Source organism: Salipiger pentaromativorans, from assembly GCF_024721115.1.
Lineage (GTDB): Bacteria > Pseudomonadota > Alphaproteobacteria > Rhodobacterales > Rhodobacteraceae > Salipiger > Salipiger pentaromativorans.
This window is the reverse complement of the sequence record NZ_JAMDHK010000001.1, coordinates 314638-334634: the sequence shown is the minus strand read 5'-3', so window position 1 is coordinate 334634 and position 19997 is coordinate 314638. Positions and strand designations below refer to the sequence as shown.

16 protein-coding genes are annotated in these 19997 nt (G+C 69.1%); 11 read left to right on the top strand and 5 right to left on the bottom strand.

The window, feature by feature from the left end:
• The first annotated feature begins 47 nt into the window (after positions 1–47).
• The 11 genes from M4578_RS01515 (at position 48) to recN (ending at position 11953) form a co-directional block, all read left to right on the top strand.
• Entirely contained in the window at positions 48–1235 is a 1188-nt protein-coding gene (locus tag M4578_RS01515) for an APC family permease (protein WP_258091667.1), read from the top strand.
• A 47-nt stretch (positions 1236–1282) separates the two neighbouring features.
• Entirely contained in the window at positions 1283–1537 is a 255-nt protein-coding gene (locus M4578_RS01510) for a DUF2484 family protein (RefSeq protein ID WP_258091666.1), read from the top strand.
• Positions 1538–1579: 42 nt separating this feature from the next.
• A complete protein-coding gene (locus tag M4578_RS01505; RefSeq protein WP_258091665.1) occupies positions 1580–1852 on the top strand; it encodes a hypothetical protein in 273 nt (90 codons plus the stop codon).
• Positions 1845–2774: a UDP-N-acetylmuramate dehydrogenase gene (gene murB, locus M4578_RS01500; RefSeq protein WP_258091664.1), complete on the top strand. Its 930-nt coding sequence runs from the start codon at positions 1845–1847 to the stop codon at positions 2772–2774. The genes M4578_RS01505 and murB overlap by 8 nt, the downstream gene beginning before the upstream one ends.
• A gap of 130 nt (positions 2775–2904) precedes the next feature.
• Positions 2905–3819 (top strand): D-alanine--D-alanine ligase, encoded by a 915-nt coding sequence (locus M4578_RS01495; RefSeq protein WP_258091663.1) that lies wholly within the window; start codon positions 2905–2907, stop codon positions 3817–3819.
• On the top strand, positions 3816–4700 hold the full coding sequence (locus M4578_RS01490; protein WP_258091662.1) for a cell division protein FtsQ/DivIB: 885 nt from the start codon (positions 3816–3818) through the stop codon (positions 4698–4700). The genes M4578_RS01495 and M4578_RS01490 overlap by 4 nt, the downstream gene beginning before the upstream one ends.
• Positions 4700–6031, top strand: a complete 1332-nt coding sequence (gene ftsA, locus M4578_RS01485; RefSeq protein ID WP_258091661.1) for a cell division protein FtsA — start codon at positions 4700–4702, stop codon at positions 6029–6031. The genes M4578_RS01490 and ftsA overlap by 1 nt, the downstream gene beginning before the upstream one ends.
• 434 nt (positions 6032–6465) lie before the next feature.
• Complete coding sequence (gene ftsZ, locus M4578_RS01480; protein WP_258091660.1) at positions 6466–8136, top strand: cell division protein FtsZ; 1671 nt, start codon at positions 6466–6468, stop codon at positions 8134–8136.
• A gap of 232 nt (positions 8137–8368) precedes the next feature.
• Positions 8369–9298 carry a UDP-3-O-acyl-N-acetylglucosamine deacetylase gene (lpxC, locus tag M4578_RS01475; RefSeq protein WP_258091659.1) on the top strand — a complete coding sequence of 310 codons (930 nt, stop codon included), beginning with the start codon at positions 8369–8371 and terminating at the stop codon, positions 9296–9298.
• 114 nt (positions 9299–9412) lie between these two features.
• Complete coding sequence (locus M4578_RS01470; protein ID WP_258091658.1) at positions 9413–10267, top strand: outer membrane protein assembly factor BamD; 855 nt, start codon at positions 9413–9415, stop codon at positions 10265–10267.
• Between the two features lie 33 nt (positions 10268–10300).
• Positions 10301–11953 (top strand): DNA repair protein RecN, encoded by a 1653-nt coding sequence (gene recN / locus M4578_RS01465; RefSeq protein ID WP_258091657.1) that lies wholly within the window; start codon positions 10301–10303, stop codon positions 11951–11953.
• Between the two features lie 312 nt (positions 11954–12265).
• Here the strand turns inward: recN and M4578_RS01460 are convergent, their stop codons facing one another.
• The 5 genes from M4578_RS01460 to M4578_RS01440 all read right to left on the bottom strand — a co-directional run bounded on the left by M4578_RS01460 (position 12266) and on the right by M4578_RS01440 (position 19992).
• The gene (locus M4578_RS01460; RefSeq protein ID WP_258091656.1) at positions 12266–15592 is read right to left on the bottom strand and encodes an error-prone DNA polymerase; all 3327 of its coding nucleotides are present in this window, start codon (positions 15590–15592) and stop codon (positions 12266–12268) included.
• Positions 15589–17073, bottom strand: coding sequence for a Y-family DNA polymerase (locus M4578_RS01455; protein ID WP_258091655.1), 1485 nt, complete (start codon positions 17071–17073; stop codon positions 15589–15591). Before M4578_RS01455 ends, M4578_RS01460 begins: the two co-directional genes overlap by 4 nt.
• Positions 16988–17572 carry an ImuA family protein gene (locus tag M4578_RS01450; RefSeq protein ID WP_258091654.1) on the bottom strand — a complete coding sequence of 195 codons (585 nt, stop codon included), beginning with the start codon at positions 17570–17572 and terminating at the stop codon, positions 16988–16990. The genes M4578_RS01455 and M4578_RS01450 overlap by 86 nt, the downstream gene beginning before the upstream one ends.
• A gap of 102 nt (positions 17573–17674) precedes the next feature.
• Positions 17675–18802, bottom strand: a complete 1128-nt coding sequence (locus tag M4578_RS01445; RefSeq protein ID WP_258091653.1) for an acyl-CoA dehydrogenase family protein — start codon at positions 18800–18802, stop codon at positions 17675–17677.
• The gene (locus M4578_RS01440; protein WP_258091652.1) at positions 18802–19992 is read right to left on the bottom strand and encodes an acetyl-CoA C-acyltransferase; all 1191 of its coding nucleotides are present in this window, start codon (positions 19990–19992) and stop codon (positions 18802–18804) included. Before M4578_RS01440 ends, M4578_RS01445 begins: the two co-directional genes overlap by 1 nt.
• Positions 19993–19997: the final 5 nt, after the last annotated feature.

Sequence of the window (19997 nt, the reverse complement as noted above, 5' to 3'; positions counted from 1 at the left end):
TCCCAAGAATTTTCGCAGGAAAATTCTTGGGACCGGCGAGGGCGGGAATGAGCGAGCAACTGAAACGGCGTATCGGGCTGGGGCTGCTGACCGCCTATGGCGTGGGTGTCATGGTGGGGGCGGGCATCTATGTGCTCGTCGGCGCCGTGGCCGAGGCCGCGGGCCTCTGGGCACCGCTGGCCTTTCTGATCGCGGGCGCCATCGCGGCGCCGACGGCGCTGTCCTATGCAGAATGGTCGGCGCGGGTGCCCGAGGCCGCGGGGGAAGCCGCCTATATCCGTGCGGGGCTGAACATGCCCCGGCTGGCGGTGCTGGTGGGGCTCGCCATCGTGCTTGCGGGCACGATCTCGGCCGCGGCGGTGCTGCGCGGCGGTGTGGGCTATCTGACGGGCATCGTGGATCTGCCGGTCTGGGCGGGGATCGCGGGGCTCGGGCTGGTGCTGATCCTGGTGGCGGCGCTGGGGGTGCTCGAAAGCCTCGGGCTCGCGGCGCTGTTCACCGCGATCGAGTTGACCGGGCTGGGGCTGATCGTCTGGGCCGGCGCCGGGGCGGCTCCGGTTCCCGGTGAGCCCGCCGCGCTGCCGGGCATGTGGACCGGGATCGGCGCCGGGGCGCTGCTGGCGTTTTTCGCCTTCATCGGCTTCGAGGACATGGTCAACATGGCCGAGGAGGTGCGCAATCCGACGCGCACCCTGCCACGCGCCATCCTGCTCTCGCTCCTCGTGACCACGGTGCTTTACGCGCTGGTTGCCTGGGCGGCGGTGCGCGCGGTGCCGGTGGCCGCGCTTGCCGCCTCCGAGCAACCGCTGGCGCTGGTCTGGCAGCAGGCACGCGGCGGCAGCGCGGGTTTTCTCTCGGCCATCGCGGTCTTCGCGGCGCTGAACGGCGTGCTGGCGCAGGTCGTCATGGCGGCAAGGGTGCTCTTCGGTCTGGGCAAGGACGGCGGCGCGCTGGGGATCTTCCATCACGCGCATCCGCGGTTCGGCACGCCGGTCCTGGGCACCGTGCTGGTCGGCCTGGCGGTGATCGGCGCAGCGCTGGCGCTGCCGGTGGAGGTATTGGCCGGGGCGACCTCGACGGTGCTGCTGGCGGTCTTCGTGCTGATCAACGCGGCGCTGGTGGCGGTCAAGCGGCGCGTGCCCGGCGCCCCGTTCCGGGTGCCCATGGCGGTGCCGGTCGCCGGGGTCGTGCTGTCGGCGCTGGCGCTGATCGCGGGGCTTGCGGGGCAGGGCTGATCCGGGGCAGAGTGGCGGCGCCTGCGGGGGCATGGCGAGGGACACGCATGACCACTTCTCTCTTTCTGGCCTGCCTCTGGGCGATTGCCGCCAATCTTCTGGCGATGCTTCCGTCGAAGGACAATCACTGGACGCGGGCCTATGCGCTGATCGCGCTGGGCATCCCGCTGCTCGGCTATGTCACCTGGGAGAACGGTCCCTGGATCGGGATGATCGCGCTTTTCGCGGGGATGAGCGTGCTGCGCTGGCCGCTGCGTCATCTGCTGCGCTGGCTGCGTGGAAAGCTGCGCGGTGAGCTGTGAACGCCCGCAGCGCGGCGCGGCAAGGCGCGGATGATCTATGCGATGCCCCTGATCGCGCTCGGTCTTGGCGCGCTGCCGGGCTATTGGCTGGGATGGACGGGACGCGGCGGCTGGGGGCTGGCGCTGCTGGCCGCGCTTGCGGGCGCGATGATCTGGACGCTTGCGGCGGCGCGGGCCGCGCAGGGCTGGGATGTGCTGGGCCACACGATCGTGCTCTGGCTGATGCTGACGCCGGCGCTGCTGGGGCTCTGCCTTGGTGCGGCGCTGGGGCTTTACCGCAGGCGGCGGAGAGGGCAGAAGGCGGGGCATGACTGAGACGCTTCCCGAGACCCGTGGACGGCTGGTGCCGAACCGCCCGCTGTCCGAACTGACCTGGCTGCGCGTGGGCGGCCCGGCCGAGCTGTTCTTTCAGCCCGCCGATCTGGAGGATCTGCAAGCCTTCCTGCGCGCGCTGCCCGCCGGGCGGGCGGTCTTTCCCATGGGCGTCGGCTCGAACCTCATCGTGCGCGACGGCGGTCTTCGCGCCGTGGTGATCCGGCTGGGGCGGGGCTTCAACGGCATTTCGGTCACGGGCCGCCGGGTCACCGCCGGGGCCGCGGCGCTGGATTCCCATGTGGCCAGGCGGGCCGCCGAGGCGGGGGTCGATCTGACTTTTCTGCGCACCATCCCGGGCAGCGTCGGCGGCGCGGTGCGGATGAACGCGGGCTGCTACGGCAGCTATGTGGCCGACCATCTGGTCGAGGCGCGGGCGGTGACCCGCGAGGGCGCGCTGGTGACCTTGCGCCCGGAGGATCTGCGCCTCGGCTACCGGCAAAGCACGCTGCCCGAGGGCTGGGTGCTGATCGAGGCAGTGTTCGAAGGGGCCGAGGGCGATCCCGCGGCGCTGGAGGCGCAGATGGCCGCGCAGCTTCGCAAGCGCGACGAGACGCAGCCCACGAAGGACCGCAGCGCCGGCTCCACCTTCCGCAACCCGTCGGGATTCAGCTCTACGGGCCGGGCCGACGACAGCCACGAGCTGAAGGCCTGGAAGGTGATCGACGATGCGGGAATGCGCGGCGCCACCCGGGGCGGGGCGCAGATGTCGCCCAAGCATTCCAACTTTCTGGTGAACACCGGAGAGGCAACCGCCGCCGATCTGGAAGGATTGGGCGAGGAGGTGCGAAAAAGGGTTTTCCAACACAGCGGAATAGAGTTACATTGGGAAATCATGCGGGTCGGTGAACCCGCAAAGACCTGACGCCGTAAAAACGGCGCAATACGGGCGCAGCAGCCCGCGCAACCAAGAGCAAGGTTGCTGCAGATAAGGGGGACCACCCCCAAGGCAGAACAAGGGGCGCAAAGCCCCGTCATTCGAGGCGGTTTTGGGGATGTCGAGCAGGGCAAACCCGAAAGTGGCGGTATTGTTGGGCGGACCTTCCTCCGAACGTGAGGTGTCGCTCAGTTCCGGGCGGGAATGTGCCGCCGCTTTGAGGGATGAAGGATTCCAGGTCACCGAGGTCGATGCCGGCCCCGATCTGGCGCAGGTGCTGACCGCACTCGCGCCCGATGTCGTGTTCAACGCGCTGCATGGCCGTTGGGGCGAGGATGGCTGCGTGCAGGGGCTGCTGGAATGGTTGGGGCTACCCTATACCCATTCCGGTGTGCTGGCCTCGGCGCTGGCCATGGACAAGGAACGCACCAAACAGGTCTATCGCGCCGCCGGGCTGCCGGTGGTCGAAAGCTGTCTGGCCGATAAATCCGAGATCGAAGCGCGCCATGTCATGGCGCCGCCCTATGTGGTGAAGCCTTATAACGAGGGCTCCTCCGTGGGTGTCTATCTGGTGCAGGAAGGGGCCAATTCGCCACCGCGCCTCGCCGCAGAGATGCCCGAGACGCTGATGGTCGAGGCCTATGTGCCGGGGCGCGAGCTGACCACCACGGTGATGGGCGACCGGGCGCTGACCGTGACCGACATCCTCACCGAGGGCTGGTACGATTACGACGCCAAATACAAGGCGGGCGGGTCGCGCCATGTGCTGCCCGCCGAGATCCCGCAGGAGATCTTCGACGCCTGTCTCGACTATGCGTTGCGCGCGCATCAGGCGCTGGGTTGCCGGGGCACCAGCCGCACCGATTTTCGCTGGGACGAGCGCAAGGGGCTGGCGGGGCTGGTGCTGCTGGAAACCAATACCCAGCCGGGCATGACGCCGACCTCGCTGGTGCCCGAACAGGCGCAGCTTTTCGGCTACTCCTTCGGGCAGTTCTGTCGCTGGCTTGTGGAGGACGCATCTTGCAACCGATGACCGAGCCCCCCGCGTCGCAGGTCCACCGCCCCGACCCGGCGCCCTCGCGTCTGACCTACCGCATCGAACGGCTGATGCTCACGCCGCTCTTTCGCCTGGCGCTGCGGGTCGGTCTGCCGGCGCTGATCGGTTTCGGCGCGACAAGCTGGTATTTCTCCTACGAGGATCACCGCACCGCCGTGGTCGATGGCATCGCGGCGCTGCGCAACCAGGTCGAGACGCGGCCCGAGTTCATGGTCAACCTCATGGCGATCGACGGCGCCAGTTCCGGGGTTGCCGAGGACATCCGCGAGATTTTGCCGATTGATTTTCCCGTCAGCTCCTTCGATCTCGATCTCGACCACATGCGCGAGACGATTTCGGGGCTGGACGCGGTCCGGAAGGTGCAACTGCGCATTCGTCAGGGCGGGGTGCTTCAGATCGACGTGACCGAGCGTGTGCCGGCGGTGCTGTGGCGCGAGGGGGGCGAGCTGGAGCTGCTCGACCGTCTGGGTGCCCGCGTCGGGCCGGCGCTGTCGCGGGCGGAGTATCCGCAGCTTCCGGTGGTCGCGGGCAAGGGCGCCGATGCGCATGTGCCCGAGGCGGTGGCGCTGATTGCCGCCGCGGCGCCGCTGAGCGGGCGGCTGCGCGGGCTCGAGCGGATCGGCGAGCGGCGCTGGGATGTGGTGCTGGATCGCGGTCAACGCATCCTGCTGCCCGAAAAGGACGCCGTGCGCGCGCTGGAGCGCGCCATTGCCATGGATCAGGCGGTGGACATGCTCGCGCGCGACATCGCGGCGGTGGATCTGCGCCTGCCGCAGCGTCCGACGCTGCGGTTGAACGGCGAGGCGATAGGCGAATACTGGCGGATCAAGGCCATGGAGACCGGAGAAAACCAATAATGATCGAGCTCTATGAATCCCAGCGGGCCATGCGCAACATGCGCAAGGCGGCGATGCAGCGGGGGGTTGTGGCGATCCTGGACGTGGGCAGTTCCAAGATCGCCTGTCTGGTGCTGCGCTTCGATGGCAGTGAAAAGATGGGCGACGACGGGGTGGGCTCGTTGGCCGGCCAGTCGGGGTTCCGGGTGATCGGCGCCGCCACGACCCGCTCGCGCGGGGTGAAATTCGGCGAGATCGCCGCCATGGGCGAGACCGAGCGCGCCATCCGCACCGCCGTGCAGGCGGCGCAGAAGATGGCGGGCATCCGGGTCGATCACGTGATCGTCTGTTTCTCGGGCGCCGAGCCGCGCAGCTACGGGCTGGCGGGGCAGGTCGAGGTGGAAAGCACCGTGGTGACCGAACAGGATGTGGCGCGGGTGCTGTCGGCCTGCGACGTGCCGGACTTCGGCCATGGCCGCGAGGTGCTGCACGCGCAGCCGGTGAATTTCGCGCTCGACCACCGGTCCGGGCTGAACGATCCGCGCGGGCAGATCGGCCAGGTTCTGGCCACCGACATGCATATGCTGACGGTGAACGCCCAGGCGATCCAGAATATCGCCCATTGCGTCAAGCGCTGCGATCTGGAACTGGCGGGGCTGGCCTCGTCCGCCTATGCCAGCGGCATTGCGGCGCTGGTCGAGGACGAGCAGGAGCTGGGCGCGGCCTGTATCGACATGGGCGGCGGCGCCACCGGCGTGTCGATCTTCATGAAGAAACACATGATCTATGCGGATGCCGTGCAGATGGGCGGCAACCATGTGACCGGGGATATTTCCATGGGGCTGCAAATCCCCATGGCGATGGCCGAGCGGATCAAGACCTTTTACGGCGGTGTCGTCGCCACCGGCATGGACGACCGCGAGATGATCGAGATCTCGGGCGATACCGGCGACTGGCACCACGACCGGCGGCAGGTGAGCCGCGCCGAGCTGATCGGCATCATGCGGCCGCGGGTCGAGGAAATTCTGGAAGAGGTGCGCGCCTGTCTCGACGCGGCGGGCTTCGACCACATGCCGAGCCAGCAGATCGTGCTGACCGGGGCGGCAAGCCAGATCCCCGGGCTCGACGGGCTGGCGAGCCGCATTCTGGGCTCGCAGGTGCGTCTGGGCCGGCCGCTGCGCGTGCACGGGCTGCCGCAGGCGGCGACGGGGCCGGGCTTTGCCAGCGCCGTGGGCATGTGCCTCTTTGCAGCGCATCCGCAGGACGAATGGTGGGATTTCGAGATTCCGGTCGAGAAATACCCGGCCCGGTCGCTGCGCCGGGCGGTGAAATGGTTCCGCGACAACTGGTGAGCGGCGCGCCCCTGGGAGGGGCAGGGCCGTTTCGAGTCTTTGCGGAAAGATGAAAGGGCGGGGCGCGCAAAAGCGCGTCCGGCCGGCGGAAATCGGGGTGACGGCAGGAGGCGACTCTGCTAGCTTATCCACAGACCTGTGCACAAGACGCAGGGCGAGGGATGTCGGGCAGGCCTCCCGGAACGAGACGGAAACAACCTGACGGCGACCGCAATGCCGGTGTGTCGCGTGGTGGCTTTTTGCGCGCAAAACGGCGCGCTCCGCAAAATCTAGCGGTTTCGGCGAAATCCCGCGCGCGTACCCCCAGAATCCCCCTATATTTCGTGGCAATTCTGCGTTTTTTGCGTGACCGACGCCTCGGATGTCGGTAAGAATTGGCCCCAAAGGCGCAGGACAGGCGTGTAACAAGTCATAAAAGACAGGCGGACAAGCACATGACACTCAACCTCTCGATGCCCGGCCAGGAAGAGCTGAAGCCCCGGATCACGGTCTTCGGTGTGGGCGGTGCCGGCGGCAATGCCGTCAACAACATGATCGCCCAGCAGCTCGAGGGGGTGGATTTCGTCACCGCCAACACCGATGCGCAGGCCCTGCAGCAGAGCATGGCGCAGAACCGGGTGCAGCTTGGCGTCAAGGTGACCGAGGGGCTGGGCGCGGGCGCCCGCGCATCGGTCGGCGCCGCCGCCGCCGAGGAGAGCATCGAGCAGATCGTCGATCATCTGGCCGGCGCGCATATGTGTTTCATCACCGCCGGCATGGGCGGCGGCACCGGCACCGGCGCCGCGCCGATCATCGCGCAGGCCGCGCGTGAGCTGGGCGTGCTGACCGTCGGCGTGGTGACCAAGCCCTTCCAGTTCGAGGGCGCCAAGCGGATGAAGCAGGCCGAGGACGGCGTCGAGGCGCTGCAAAAGGTCGTGGATACGCTGATCATCATCCCGAACCAGAACCTGTTCCGTCTCGCCAACGAAAAGACCACCTTCACCGAAGCCTTCTCGATGGCCGACAACGTTCTGTATCAGGGCGTGAAGGGCATCTCCGATCTGATGGTGCGCCCGGGCCTCATCAACCTCGATTTCGCCGACGTCCGCTCGGTGATGGACGAGATGGGCAAGGCGATGATGGGCACCGGCGAGGCCGAGGGCGAGGAACGCGCGATCCAGGCCGCCGAGAAGGCCATCGCCAACCCGCTGCTCGACGAGATCTCGCTGAAGGGCGCCAAGGGCGTGCTGATCAACATCACCGGCGGCCACGACCTGACGCTGTTCGAGCTGGACGAAGCCGCGAACCGCATCCGCGAGGAAGTGGATGCCGATGCGAATATCATCGTCGGCTCGACGCTGGACGACAGCATGGAAGGCATGATGCGCGTGTCGGTCGTGGCGACCGGGATCGACGCGTCCAACGTGCATTCGGATGTTCCGGTGCCGCGCCGCAAGCTCTCGGAGCCGCTGCAGCCGACCATGGTCGAAGAGGCCCCGGCGCCCGCACCGGCTCCGGCCCCCGCGCCGGTGGCGACCCCGGTTGCCGCTCAGGTGGCCGAGCCGGAATACGAAGAGGACGAGCCGTCGCTCTTCGAGAACCTGCACAGCGCGCGCGCTGCCGAGGAACCGATGGACAGCCTCTTCGAAGAAGAGATACCCGCCGCCGCCGCTCCGGCTGCCGACGATCTGCCGCCGCCGGCCTATCGTCCGCAGGTTGCGCAGTTCCAGCCGCAGCCCGATGCGCTCGAGGCCGAGCCCGACACCTTTGTCGCGCCGCGTGCGCCGGCCCCCGGCACGCCGTCGCCCGACGCGCTGGCCCGCCTTCAGGCCGCTGCCGCCCGCAGCCGTCAGCAGCCCGCCGGGCATGCGCCGCGCCCGCAGCAGCAGATGCAGCCGCAACAGCCCGCCGGTGTCGCGCGCGCGGCAGAAGGGGACAAGCCCCGCTTCGGCATCAACTCGCTGATCAACCGGATGACCGGCCACACCCAGGAGGCGCCCGCCGCGCCGCGCCGCCAGCAGCCGCCGATGCAGGCGCATCAGCCGGCCCCGGTGGCAGATCCGGAAGAGGCGCACGATCAGGACCGGATCGAGATCCCGGCCTTCCTGCGGCGTCAGGCCAACTGACATCTCGCGTTATCACGCGCGAAAACGCCCCCGGTTTCCGGGGGCGTTTTTCGTTTCTTATCAATGAATTACTTTCCGCATCCCGGCGCTGGGCGGGGTTTTGCGCATCCTGTTACGGCGATGTTTCAACCGGTTACAATCTTTGATTTGAGATGACAGGGGGGGCTCTGTATCCCGAAATTCGAAGGAGCCGCCATTGGGGAGGCGGGCTCTGGTGACCGAGGTGAACCACGTGCAGACGACACTCCGCTCCGCAGTGACCTTTCAGGGCGTTGGCCTGCATTCGGGCAAACCCGCCCGCATGACGATCCGTCCGGCCATGGCCGAGCACGGCATCTGGTTCAAGCGGACCGACATTCTTCTGGGCGATACGCTGGTGCCCGCGCGCTGGGATGCCGTCGAGGTGACCCCGCTCTGCACCCGCATCGTCAACGGGGCCGGCGTTTCGGTCTCGACCATCGAACATGTGATGGCGGCGCTCGCCGGCTGCGGCGTGCACAACGCGCTGATCGAGATCGACGGGCCGGAAGTGCCGATTCTCGACGGCTCGGCGGCGCCTTTCGTGCGTGGCATCCTGGCTCGCGGCGTGCGTGAACTGCGCGCCCCGGTTCGTGCCATCGAGGTGCTGCTGCCGGTCTCGGTGCACACCGCCAAGGGCTGGGCCCGGCTGTCGCCGGCCGCGCCGGGCGCGGGGCCGAGCATGGATTTCCACATCGACTTCGACGATGCGGCCATCGGCACGCAGGAAAAAAGCGTCAATCTCGCCAATGGCACCTTCGTGCGCGAACTGTGCGACAGCCGCACCTTCTGCCGTCAGGCCGATGTCGAGACGATGCAGGCCAACGGTCTGGCGCTGGGCGGGACCTATGAAAACGCGGTGGTCGTGGACGGCGCGCGCGTTCTGTCGCCGGGCGGGCTTCGGCACGCGGACGAGGCGGTGCGCCACAAGATGCTGGATGCGCTGGGCGATCTGTTCACCGCCGGCGCGCCGATCATCGGTCATTACGAAGGGCACAAGGCGGGGCACGCCATCACCAACATGCTCCTGCGTGAGCTGTTCTCGACGCCTGACGCGTTTCGCGTGACGCTTTGCGACAGCGACATTGCCGCCCGTCTTCCGGGGGCCGGAGTCGAGCGCGACGAGATCCCCGCTGTCGCCTGAACGCGACGCCGGCTTCAAAACGCCGTTAAGGCGTTTTGCACCGGAATTTTCTGTGCTAGGACCGTGCTAGAGACCGGAAACGGTCCGGTGCAAGGGATATGAGGATTGTCGGGCATGGCAGGCGGCAGATCGCGGAAGATTGTGATCGGGGCGGCTTTTTACGCCGTTCTTATGGCCGGATGCACGGCGCAGGAGCGGCCGGGCTTTGCCCGTGGCAACGTGCCGATCGAGACCTACAGCGCCGAGCAGATCTACGAGCGGGGCGAGTTCGAAATCGACCGCAAGGATGGCGAGCAGGCGGCCTTCTACTTTGGCGAGGTCGAGCGGCTTTACCCCTATTCCGACTGGGCAAAGCGCGCGCTGATCATGCAGGCCTATGCCTATCATCTCGAGAAGGATTACGAGAACAGCCGCGCCTCGGCGCAGCGGTACATCGACTTCTATCCGACCGATGACGATGCGGCTTATGCGCAGTATCTGCTGGCGCTCAGCTATTACGACCAGATCGAGGAAGTGGGCCGGGACCAGGGGCTGACCTTCCAGGCGCTTCAGTCGCTGCGCACGGTGATCGAGCGTTATCCCGACACCGAATATGCGCGTTCGTCGATTCTCAAATTCGATCTCGCCTTCGACCATCTCGCCGGCAAGGAGATGGAGATCGGCCGCTATTACCTCAAGAGCCAGCACTATGGCGCGGCGATCAACCGGTTCCGGTCGGTGGTCGAGGATTTCCAGACCACCACCCACACGCCCGAAGCGCTGCACCGGCTGGTCGAGGCCTATCTGTCGCTGGGCCTGACCGACGAGGCACAGACCGCCGGGGCGATTCTGGGCTACAACTATCAGGGCACCGACTGGTACGAGGACAGCTACAAGCTGCTGACGGGCCGGGGGCTGGAGATGAAGGCGAAGGGCGACAACTGGTTGTCGCAGATCTATCGCCAGATGGTCAAAGGCCAGTGGCTCTAGGGGAAGGCGGGGCATCCCCCCGTCCTGAGCATCATGCTGCGGGCGCTTGAAATCCGGGACATGCTGATTATCGACCGGCTGGATCTGATGTTCCAGCCGGGTCTCAACGTGCTGACCGGCGAAACCGGGGCGGGAAAGTCTATCCTGCTGGATTCGCTGGGATTCGTCCTGGGCTGGCGCGGCCGGGCCGAGCTGGTGCGCAGCGGTGCTTCGCAGGGCGAGGTGACGGCGGTGTTCGAACTGGCGCCGGGCCATGCGGCGCGGGCGGTGCTGGAAGAGGCCGGGCTGCCGGTTTCGGACGAGCTGATCCTGCGGCGGGTGAACGCGGCGGACGGGCGCAAGACCGGCTGGGTCAATGACCGCCGTGCCAGCGGAGAGGTGCTGCGGCGGCTCTCGGAGACGCTGGTCGAGCTGCATGGGCAGCATGACGACCGGGGCCTGCTGAACCCTTCGGGGCATCGCGCGATTCTGGATGCTTATGCCGGGATCGCGGCGGAGCTGGCGGCGGTGCGCGCCGCCTGGGCCGAGCGCCGTGCCGCGCGCAAGCGGCTGGAGGCGGCTGAGGCGGCGCTGGCCGAGATGCGCGCCGAAGAGGAGTTTCTGCGCCACGCGGTCGAGGAGCTGGAAACGCTTGCGCCGGAACCGGGCGAAGAGGCGGAGCTGGACAGCAAACGCCGCATGATGCAGGCGGCGGAACGCATCCGCGAGGACATCGCGCGGGCCTCGGACGCGCTTGGCTATGAGGGCGCGGAGGGCGCGATGGCGAACGCGCTGCGCTGGCTGGACGGCGCGGCGGAGAAGGCGGAGGGGCGGCTGGAAGGCGCCATCGCGGCATTGACCCGCGCCATGGCCGAGCTCGATGAGGCCGGGCGCGAGGTGGCCGATTGCCTCGATGCGCTGGAGTTCAACCCTCACGATCTGGAAGTGACCGAAGAGCGGCTCTTTGCCATTCGCGGGCTGGCGCGCAAGCATCAGGTTGCGCCCGAGGCGTTGCCGGAGCTGGCGGCGGCGCTGTCGGGACGGCTGGCGGCGCTGGATCGCGGGGCGGAGGATATTGCCGAGCTGACCCGCGCGGTGGCCGAGGCGGATGGCGCTTATGACGCGGCGGCGGCGGCGCTGAGCGCGGCGCGGCTCGCGGCGGCGGCGCGGCTCGACGCGGCCATGGCGACCGAGCTGGCGCCGCTGAAGATGGAGCGCGCGCTGTTCCGTACCGAACTGGAGGCCGGAGAACCGGGGCCCGAGGGGCGCGACGCGGTGGCCTTTACCGTGGCGACCAATCCGGGTGCGCCGGCGGGGCCGCTGAACAAGATCGCCTCGGGTGGGGAGCTGTCGCGCTTCCTGCTGGCGCTGAAGGTCTGCCTCTCGGAAGAGCGCAACCGGGGCGTGACGATGATCTTCGACGAGATCGACCGGGGCGTCGGCGGTGCCACGGCGGATGCGGTGGGGCGGCGCCTGAAGGCGCTGGCCGCAGGCGGCCAGGTGCTGGTGGTGACCCATTCGCCGCAGGTGGCGGCGCTCGGGGCGCATCACTGGCGGGTGCAGAAACGGGTGGTCGAGGAGATGACGCTCTCGACGGTGACACCGCTCGATGCGGGCGCGCGCGAGGACGAGCTGGCGCGGATGCTCTCGGGCGACACGGTGACGCCCGAGGCCCGCGCGGCGGCGCGGGCGCTGCTGGCGGGGTAGGGGCGGTTTCGGGACAGGTGGGCAGATTGCCCACCCTACGGATCTGCAACTCTCGCTCCGGATGTGATCCGGGGCGTCAGCGGTCGGTCTCTGAAAAGGGCGAGATGCCAAGCTGGGCTTGCCACGGTCACATTGAGAAGGCTCGTCGCAGATTGATTTGTGGCGTCGTAGGGTGGGCAATCTGCCCACCATCCATGCAATGGCTTGCTTGCGCGCTTGTTGGCGTCATGCCAATGGCCCGGACGCACGTCGAAAGCGGCTGCCTGTCCCGCCGGGCCCGGCAACCGCTGTGCTTGTGGTGCCGGCCATCGCTCAGTGAAAATCCCGGCTCGGGAACAGCCGTTTGGCCTGCTCGCGCGGATGCCGCGCGCGGGGCGGGTAGCGCGGCGGGCGCGGCGCGTCGTCGGCGGCGACAGAGGTGATGCCCACCGCCTCGTCCAGCGGATGGCCCAGATCGGAGAGCCGCGCCGACATGTCCTCGATCCGCATGGCGATCAGATGCACCACGATCCCCTCGCGTTGCAGATGGCCGCTGACCCGCAGCAGCCGCCCGCCCATGACGATGCGGCGGAACCGTTCGTAGACCTTCGGCCAGACCACCACATTCGACACGCCGGTTTCGTCCTCCAGCGTCAGAAAGATCACCCCCGAGGCCGTCCCCGGCCGCTGCCGGGTGATCACCAGCCCGCAGACCGTCACCTGCCGGAGCGGCGTCTTCGCCAGTTCCGCATGCGGGGTGAGGCCGGGCAGGGACGGGCGCAAAAGCTCCATCGGATGGGCACGCAGCGACAGCCGCATGGCGACGTAATCCTCCACCACCTCCTCGCCCAGATGCATGGGCGGCAGCGCCACCTCCGCCTCGCGCAGCCCCTCGCCGTCGAGCGGATCGGAGAACAGCGGCAACGGCGCGGGTGCCCTTATCGCGCGCACCTGCCAAAGCGCATCGCGCCGCGTGAGCCCGAGCCCCGCGAACCCGTCCGCCTCGGCCAGCCGCTCCAGCACCGCCGGCGCCAGCCCCGCCCGCAGCCAGAGGCTTTCGGGGTCGGGATAGCCGTTGCCGCGCGCCGCCACGATCCATTCCGCCTCCTCCTCGCGGACCCCCTTGATCTGGCGGAACCCCAGCCGCAGCGCCAGCGCCCCGTCGGCGCGCCGCTCCAGCGCATTGTCCCAGGCGCTGCGGTTGACGCAGACCGGGCGCACCTCCACCCCGTGTTCGCGCACGTCTCGCACGATCTGCGCGGGGGCGTAGAACCCCATCGGCTGGGCGTTCAGCAGTGCGCAGGCGAACACCGCCGGGTGGTGGCATTTCAGCCAGGAAGAGACATAGGTCAGCATGGCAAAAGCCGCCGCGTGGCTTTCGGGAAAGCCGTAATCGGCAAAGCCCGCGATCTGGGCAAAGCAGCGCTCGGCGGTCTCGTCGTCATAGCCGTTCTTCCGCATCCCGGCGAGAAAGCGGTCGCGATGCGCGCCGATGGTGCCCATGCGGCGAAAGGAGGCGAGCGAGCGGCGCAGCTTGTCGGCTTCCTCCGCCGAATAGCCCGCGCCCACCACGGCGATCTGCATCGCCTGTTCCTGAAACAGCGGCACCCCCAGCGTCTTGCGCGTGACCTCGGCCAGTGCCGGACCGAAGGGTTCGGGCTCTTCCAGCCCCTGGCGGCGGCGGATATAGGGCTGCACCATGCCGCCCTGGATCGGGCCGGGGCGCACGATGGCCACCTCGATCACCAGATCGTAGAAGGTCTTGGGCTGCATCCGGGGCAGGAAATTCATCTGCGCCCGGCTTTCCACCTGAAACACGCCGATGGCATCGGCGCGTTGCAGCATGGCATAGGTGGCGCGATCCTCCTGCGGCACGGTCTCGATCCGGTGGCGGATCCCCTCATGGGTTTCCAGCAGGCCAAAGGCCTTGCGGATGCAGGTCAGCATGCCGAGGCTCAGCACATCGACCTTGAGGATGCCCAGCGTGTCGATGTCGTCCTTGTCCCATTCGATGACCGTGCGGTCCTCCATCGCCGCGTTCTCGATGGGGCACAGCTCGTCGAGCCGCCCGCGGGTGATGACGAAGCCGCCCACATGCTGCGACAGGTGCCGGGGAAAGCCGATGAGCTCGCCGATCAGCTCGACGGTCTGCGACAGGCGCCGGTCGCGCAGGTCGAGCCCCAGCTCGCGAAGCCGCGCGGGATCGGCGCCGCCGTTGGACATGCCCCAGATCTGCCCGGCCAGCGCGGCGGTCACGTCCTGGCTCAGCCCCATCACCTTGCCGACCTCGCGGATCGCCGCGCGCGAGCGGAAATGGATCACCGTGGCGCAGAGCCCGGCGCGGTGGCGGCCGTATTTCTCATAGATCCACTGGATCACCTCTTCGCGCCGCTCGTGTTCGAAATCCACGTCGATGTCGGGCGGCTCGCCCCGGTAGCGCGAGATGAAACGTTCGAAGACCATGCCGATCAGATCGGGAGAGACATCGGTGATGCCGAGCAGGTAGCAGAGCACCGAATTGGCCGCCGAGCCGCGCCCCTGGCAGAGAATGCCCTGGGACCGGGCATGGGCGACGATGTCGTTCACGGTGAGGAAATAGGCGGCAAAGCCCAGCTCGGCCACCACCGCCAGCTCCTTTTCCATGAGCTGGCAGACCTTTGCCGGCACGCCTTTGGGATAGCGGCGTTTGAGCCCCTCTGCGGCGAGGCGGGCAAGCCGCTCCTGCGGCGCCTCGTGGCCCGCGATCTCGTCGGGGTATTCGTAGCTGAGTTCCGACAGGTCGAAGGCGCAGCGCGCGGCGATCTCCAGCGTGCGGCGCAGCGCGGCGGGGTGGTTGCGATAGAGCCGTGCCATGTCGGCGGCGCCCTTCAGCCGCCGTTCGGCATTGGGCAGGGCGCGGGTGCCGATGGCGTCGATGGTGATCCCTTCGCGCAGGCAGGTCAGCACATCGGCCAGCCGGCGGCGCGACGCCCGGTGCAGCAGCACATCGCCCACCGCCACCATGGGCGCCGAAAGCCGCAGCGCCGCATGGGCGCAGGCATCGAACCAGCCCTGGTCCGAACCGTCGTAGCGTGGCGCGGCGCCCAGGAAGACATGGCCGGGATAGCGCCGCTGCAACCTGCGGACGGGGGCCGTGGCCTGGGCCAGATCGGATGGCGGCAGGGCGATGAGGATCATGCCCGCGCAGCCGCTTTCGAGGTCGCTCAGGGTCAGGTGGCAGGCACCTTTCTCCGCCCGCCGCTTGCCGGTGGAAAGCAGCCGCGCCAGCCGGTGATAGGCGGCGCGGTCGGTGGGCAGGGCGAGCCACTCCACCGGGTCGTCCCGCAGCACCAGCCGGGCGCCGGTGATGAGTTTCGGCAGCGACGGGGCGGCGGGATGCGGGATCTCCTCCGGCGTGCCGATCTCCTGCCGCGAGCAGCTGTCCACCCGGTGCCGGGAGCGGATGCGCAGGCTCTCCTCGGCCTTTTCCCTCAGGATCTTGAGGGCGCTATAGGCCCGCACCACACCCGCCAGCGAGTTGCGGTCGGTGACGGCGATGGCCGCCAGCCCCAGCTCGGCGGCGCGGGCGACCAGCTCTTCGGGATGCGAGGCGCCGGTGAGGAAGGTGAAGTTCGAGGTGACGCACAGCTCGGCATAGGCGGGGGGGGCAGGGGCGGTCATGCAAATTCCCCCTGTACGAACCAGCCGGGCTGTTGCGGCGTGTGGAACAGCCAGAGGCGGCGGCCCTGCCGGGTCTCCACGCGCCAGTAATCGCGCAGGCCCCGGCGCCAGGTCTCGTCGGGCAGCCACCATTCCGGCGCGATGCGCTCGGGCCCGGTGGCGCGGAGCGTGTCGAGCGTCATGGCGCGCCAGCGGAAGCGGGCGGGGGGCTGGCTGCCGCTGGCGGCGATGGGTTCGGGCGGGAACAGCCGCAGCGGACGCGGGCGCGGCGCCGCCCAGCCGGTCTCGGCGCGGGAATAGGCGGCGGGGGCGCGGCTGAAGGCGCGCTCGGGGATATGGCTGTCGGCGGGCAGCAGGCGCAGGACATTCTCCAGCCCGATTCGCGTGCCGATGCGGGTGATCAGATCGTCGAGCGCCGCAGCCGATCTGCCGGCGGGGACCGGCCCGCCGAGCTGCTGGACGGGCAGATCTTCGACCTGCGTGGCCTCCAGCCGCAGCAGGTCGATGCCGAACCCGGCCTCGGCGGCCTCCACCCCGCGGGCGAAGAGCGGCAGGATGCGGTGGGGATCCCGCATCGGGCTGGCGAGGCGCAGCTCGATGCTCTGGCTGCCGCCATCGGCGCGGCGCAGGGTCAGCTCCAGCCGGCGGGCCCCGGCCTCGTCCCTGTGCAGCTTGTCGCAGAGCGTGGCGAGCAGCCGGGCGGCGCCGGCCATCACGTCCTCGGTGCGGCCGATGGGTTCGGGCAGGCTGAGGCGGAGGCCGTAATGCGGCGGGTCGGGTTCGGGCGCGACGGGCTCGGGCAGCCGCCCCAGCGCCTGGTCGAGCCGCGCGAGCGGTTCCGGGCCGAAGCGGCGGGTCAGGGGCGCGCGGGGCGTGGCGGCCAGATCGGCAACCCGCCGCAGCCCCAGCCGTTGCAGCCCGGTGACGGTCTGCGGCGCGAGGCGCAGCGCCTCGACCGGCAGGGGGCCCAGCGTCGCCAGCCCGTCGCCGGGCGGGGCCGCGCCCTCGCCATGATGCGCCAGCGCCCAGGCCGCGCCGCGCGTGTCGCCAAGCCCCAGCCGCAGTGTCAGCCCGGCACGCGCCGTGCGGGCGCGCATATCCGCCAGCATCGCCGTTTCGCCACCATGCAGATGTGCCGCGCCGGTGACATCCAGCACTAGCCCGTCGGCGCCGTCGGTGCCGACCCAGGGGCAATAGCGCGTGGCCCAGCGGCGCAGCACGCCCAGAAACCGCGCATCCCCCGGCGGATCGGCGGGGGCGGTGAGCAGATCGGGGCAGAGCGCGCGGGCATCGGCCAGGGTCATGCCGGGATCGAGCCCCAGCGCGGCGGCGGCGGCGTTCCGGCACGAGAGCCGCTCGGCGCTGGCGTGCCGGAGGGTCAGCGCAAAAGGCGCCTCAACCGGGCGCGCCCGCAGAGCCCGGTCGCTTGCCAGCCGGGGAAACCACATGCAGACGATGCGCCGTGTCATCCCATCGAACATCCCAGGCCCCAAGTGTTCCTGATTTGTTCTTTATAATTTCCCACCGCAGGACTGTCGAGTCTCCGGCGGTTTTGGCGGGGTGCGGGGTGGCGCGCCAGCGGGTTTCGGCGGCGTTGCTGCCCATGCCTTCGGGAATGAGGCAAAGCCCGGTCGCGCCGCCCGTTCCGGCAGCGAGTTGCAGCCGCCGCCCCTGGCGCAGATCCAGCGGGCGGGTGATTTCGACGACGACCAGCGGCACAGCGCCGTCGCGCAGCGCCTCTTCGGCGACCGCCAGCGCATCACTCTGCGAAGGCGCCTGCGCCAGCAGCAGCCGGGCGGGATCGAAGAAGGGGGCGAGCCCCTGCGGGTTCAGCGTCTCGGGCTGCCAGTCCTCGCGGATCCACAGCACGGGGCCGGTGCTGCCTGCGGCGAGGATCGCGGCAAAGCTGGTGGCGCCGGGCCCGCAGACCTCGTGGACGCGGGCGGGGCGCAGGGGGAAGCTGTGCAGATTCGGGCGCATGGGCGGCAGGATACACGCGCGGGGCGGAGGGGGCTATGTCTGGGGGGAGGGGGCGCGTGCCCTCTGCTGCGGCAGGATAGAGCGCTGCCTCCTCCCCCGCACTCACAGCCCCCGCGCGATCACCAGCCGCTGCACCTCGCTTGTGCCCTCGTAGATCTGGCAGACCCGCACGTCGCGATAGATCCGCTCCACTGGGTAGTCCGCCAGATAGCCATAGCCGCCATGGATCTGGATCGCCCCGGAACAGACCTCCTCGGCCATTTCCGAGGCGAAGAGCTTGGCCATCGACGCCTCGGTCAGACAGGGCCTGCCGGCCTCGCGCAGCGCGGCGGCGTGAAGCACCATCTGGCGTGCCGCCGCGATCCGGGTGGCCATGTCGGCCAGCCGGAAGGCCACCGCCTGCTGCGCCATGATCGGCTTGCCGAAGGCCTGACGCTCCTGGGCATAGGCCCGCGCCGCCTCGAAGGCGGCCCGCGCCATGCCCACCGCCTGCGCCGCGATGCCGATGCGTCCGCCTTCGAGATTGGACAGCGCGATGCGATAGCCTTCGCCCTCCGCGCCCAGACGGTTTTCGGCGTGCACGCGCATGTCGGTGAAGGACAGCGCGCAGGTATCGGAGGCGTGCTGCCCCAGCTTCTTCTCGACCGCGACGACCTCGTAACCGGGGGTGTTTGTGGGGACGATGAAGGCCGTGATGCCCTTCTTGCCCGCCGCCGGATCGGTCACCGCGAAGGTGATGATCACATCGCCGTTCTTGCCGCTGGTGATGAACTGCTTGGCGCCGTTGATCACATAGCTGTCGCCGTCCCGTACCGCCCGCGTCTTCAGCGCCGCGGCATCGGAGCCGGCCTGCGGCTCGGTCAGGGCAAAGCCGCCAATCCAGTCTCCGCGCGCCATCTTCGGCAGGAACCGCGCCTTCTGCGCGTCGCTCCCGAACCGCAGGATCGGCATGCAGCCCACCGAGCTGTGCACCGACAGGATGGTCGAGCAGGCACCATCGGCGGCGGCGATCTCTTCCAGAGCCAGCGCATAGGGCACCATGCCCAGATCCGAGCCGCCATAGGCTTCGGGCACCAGCATGCCGAGAAAGCCGAGCTCTCCCATCTCGGCCAGCTCGGCATGGGGAAAGGCGTGCTCGGCGTCGCGCCGGGCCGCGCCGGGGGCGAGCCGGTCGCGGGCGAAGGCGCGGACGCTGTCGCGGATCTGTTCCTGGGTCTCGTCGAGCAGCATCAGACCGGCCTTTCCAATGCGACCGCCGTGGCCTCGCCGCCGCCGATGCAGAGCGAGGCGATGCCGCGTTGCAGATCGTATTTCCGCATCGCCGCCAGCAGCGTGACCATGACCCGGGCGCCCGAGGCGCCGATGGGATGGCCGAGCGCACAGGCACCGCCATGCGGGTTCACCTTGTCATGCGGCAGGTCGAGGTCGCGCATCGCCGCCATGGCGACCACCGCAAAGGCCTCGTTGATCTCGAACAGATCGACCGTTTTCAGATCCCAGCCGGTCTTGTCCGACAGCTTGCGCATCGCGCCGATGGGCGCGGTGGGAAAGAGGTTCGGCGCATCCGCATGGGTGGCGTGCCCGGCGATGACGGCCAGCGGGGTCAGGCCGCGCGCCTCGGCCTCCGAGCGGCGCATCAGCACCAGCGCCGCCGCGCCGTCCGAGATCGAGGAGGCATTTGCCGCGGTCACCGTGCCGCCCTCGCGGAAGGCGGGTTTCAGCGTGGGGATCTTGTCGGGCCGCGCCTTGCCGGGCTGTTCGTCGATTTCGACCCGGGTCTCGCCCTTGCGGCTGCGCAGTGTCACCGGGGCGATCTCGGCGGCGAAGCTGCCGTCGCCGATGGCCGCCTGCGCGCGCTCCAGCGAGGTGATCGCATACCCGTCCTGGGCCTCGCGGGTGAACTGGTAGCTTTGCGCGCAATCCTCGGCGAAGGTGCCCATCAGGCGGCCCTTGTCATAGGCGTCTTCCAGCCCGTCGAGGAACATGTGATCGACCACCTGGCCATGGCCCATGCGATAGCCGCCACGGGCCTTGGGCAGCAGATACGGGGCGTTGGTCATGCTTTCCATGCCGCCGGCCACGGCCACCCGCGCGCTGCCCGCCGCGATCAGGTCATGGGCGAACATCGCCGCCTTCATGCCCGAACCGCACATCTTGTTCACCGTGGTCGCGCCCGCCGCCAGCGGCAGCCCGGCCCCCAGCGCCGCCTGGCGCGCCGGGGCCTGGCCCTGTCCGGCGGGCAGCACGCAGCCGAAGACCACCTCTTCCACCGCCTCGGGGGCGAGCCCCGCGCGGCTCAGCGCCGCCGTGATCGCCGTGGCGCCCAGCTCGCTGGCGCTGGCGCCCGACAGATCGCCCTGAAAGCCGCCCATCGGGGTGCGGGCCATGCCCACGATCACGATCGGATCCTGCTGTGTCATTGCCG

Excerpts from the sequence above, each read along its gene's own strand:
- M4578_RS01495 (WP_258091663.1), top strand. The coding sequence starts at position 2,905 with ATGTCGAGCAGGGCAAACCCGAAAGTGGCGGTATTGTTGGGCGGACCT.
- M4578_RS01510 (WP_258091666.1), top strand. The coding sequence starts at position 1,283 with ATGACCACTTCTCTCTTTCTGGCCTGCCTCTGGGCGATTGCCGCCAAT.
- M4578_RS01450 (WP_258091654.1), bottom strand. The coding sequence starts at position 17,572 with ATGCGCCCGAATCTGCACAGCTTCCCCCTGCGCCCCGCCCGCGTCCAC.
- murB (WP_258091664.1), top strand. The coding sequence starts at position 1,845 with ATGACTGAGACGCTTCCCGAGACCCGTGGACGGCTGGTGCCGAACCGC.
- ftsZ (WP_258091660.1), top strand. The coding sequence starts at position 6,466 with ATGACACTCAACCTCTCGATGCCCGGCCAGGAAGAGCTGAAGCCCCGG.
- M4578_RS01455 (WP_258091655.1), bottom strand. The coding sequence starts at position 17,073 with ATGTTCGATGGGATGACACGGCGCATCGTCTGCATGTGGTTTCCCCGG.
- M4578_RS01515 (WP_258091667.1), top strand. The coding sequence starts at position 48 with ATGAGCGAGCAACTGAAACGGCGTATCGGGCTGGGGCTGCTGACCGCC.
- M4578_RS01490 (WP_258091662.1), top strand. The coding sequence starts at position 3,816 with ATGACCGAGCCCCCCGCGTCGCAGGTCCACCGCCCCGACCCGGCGCCC.
- M4578_RS01445 (WP_258091653.1), bottom strand. The coding sequence starts at position 18,802 with ATGCTGCTCGACGAGACCCAGGAACAGATCCGCGACAGCGTCCGCGCC.
- recN (WP_258091657.1), top strand. The coding sequence starts at position 10,301 with ATGCTGCGGGCGCTTGAAATCCGGGACATGCTGATTATCGACCGGCTG.
- M4578_RS01460 (WP_258091656.1), bottom strand. The coding sequence starts at position 15,592 with ATGACCGCCCCTGCCCCCCCCGCCTATGCCGAGCTGTGCGTCACCTCG.
- ftsA (WP_258091661.1), top strand. The coding sequence starts at position 4,700 with ATGATCGAGCTCTATGAATCCCAGCGGGCCATGCGCAACATGCGCAAG.
- M4578_RS01470 (WP_258091658.1), top strand. The coding sequence starts at position 9,413 with ATGGCAGGCGGCAGATCGCGGAAGATTGTGATCGGGGCGGCTTTTTAC.
- M4578_RS01505 (WP_258091665.1), top strand. The coding sequence starts at position 1,580 with ATGCCCCTGATCGCGCTCGGTCTTGGCGCGCTGCCGGGCTATTGGCTG.
- M4578_RS01440 (WP_258091652.1), bottom strand. The coding sequence starts at position 19,992 with ATGACACAGCAGGATCCGATCGTGATCGTGGGCATGGCCCGCACCCCG.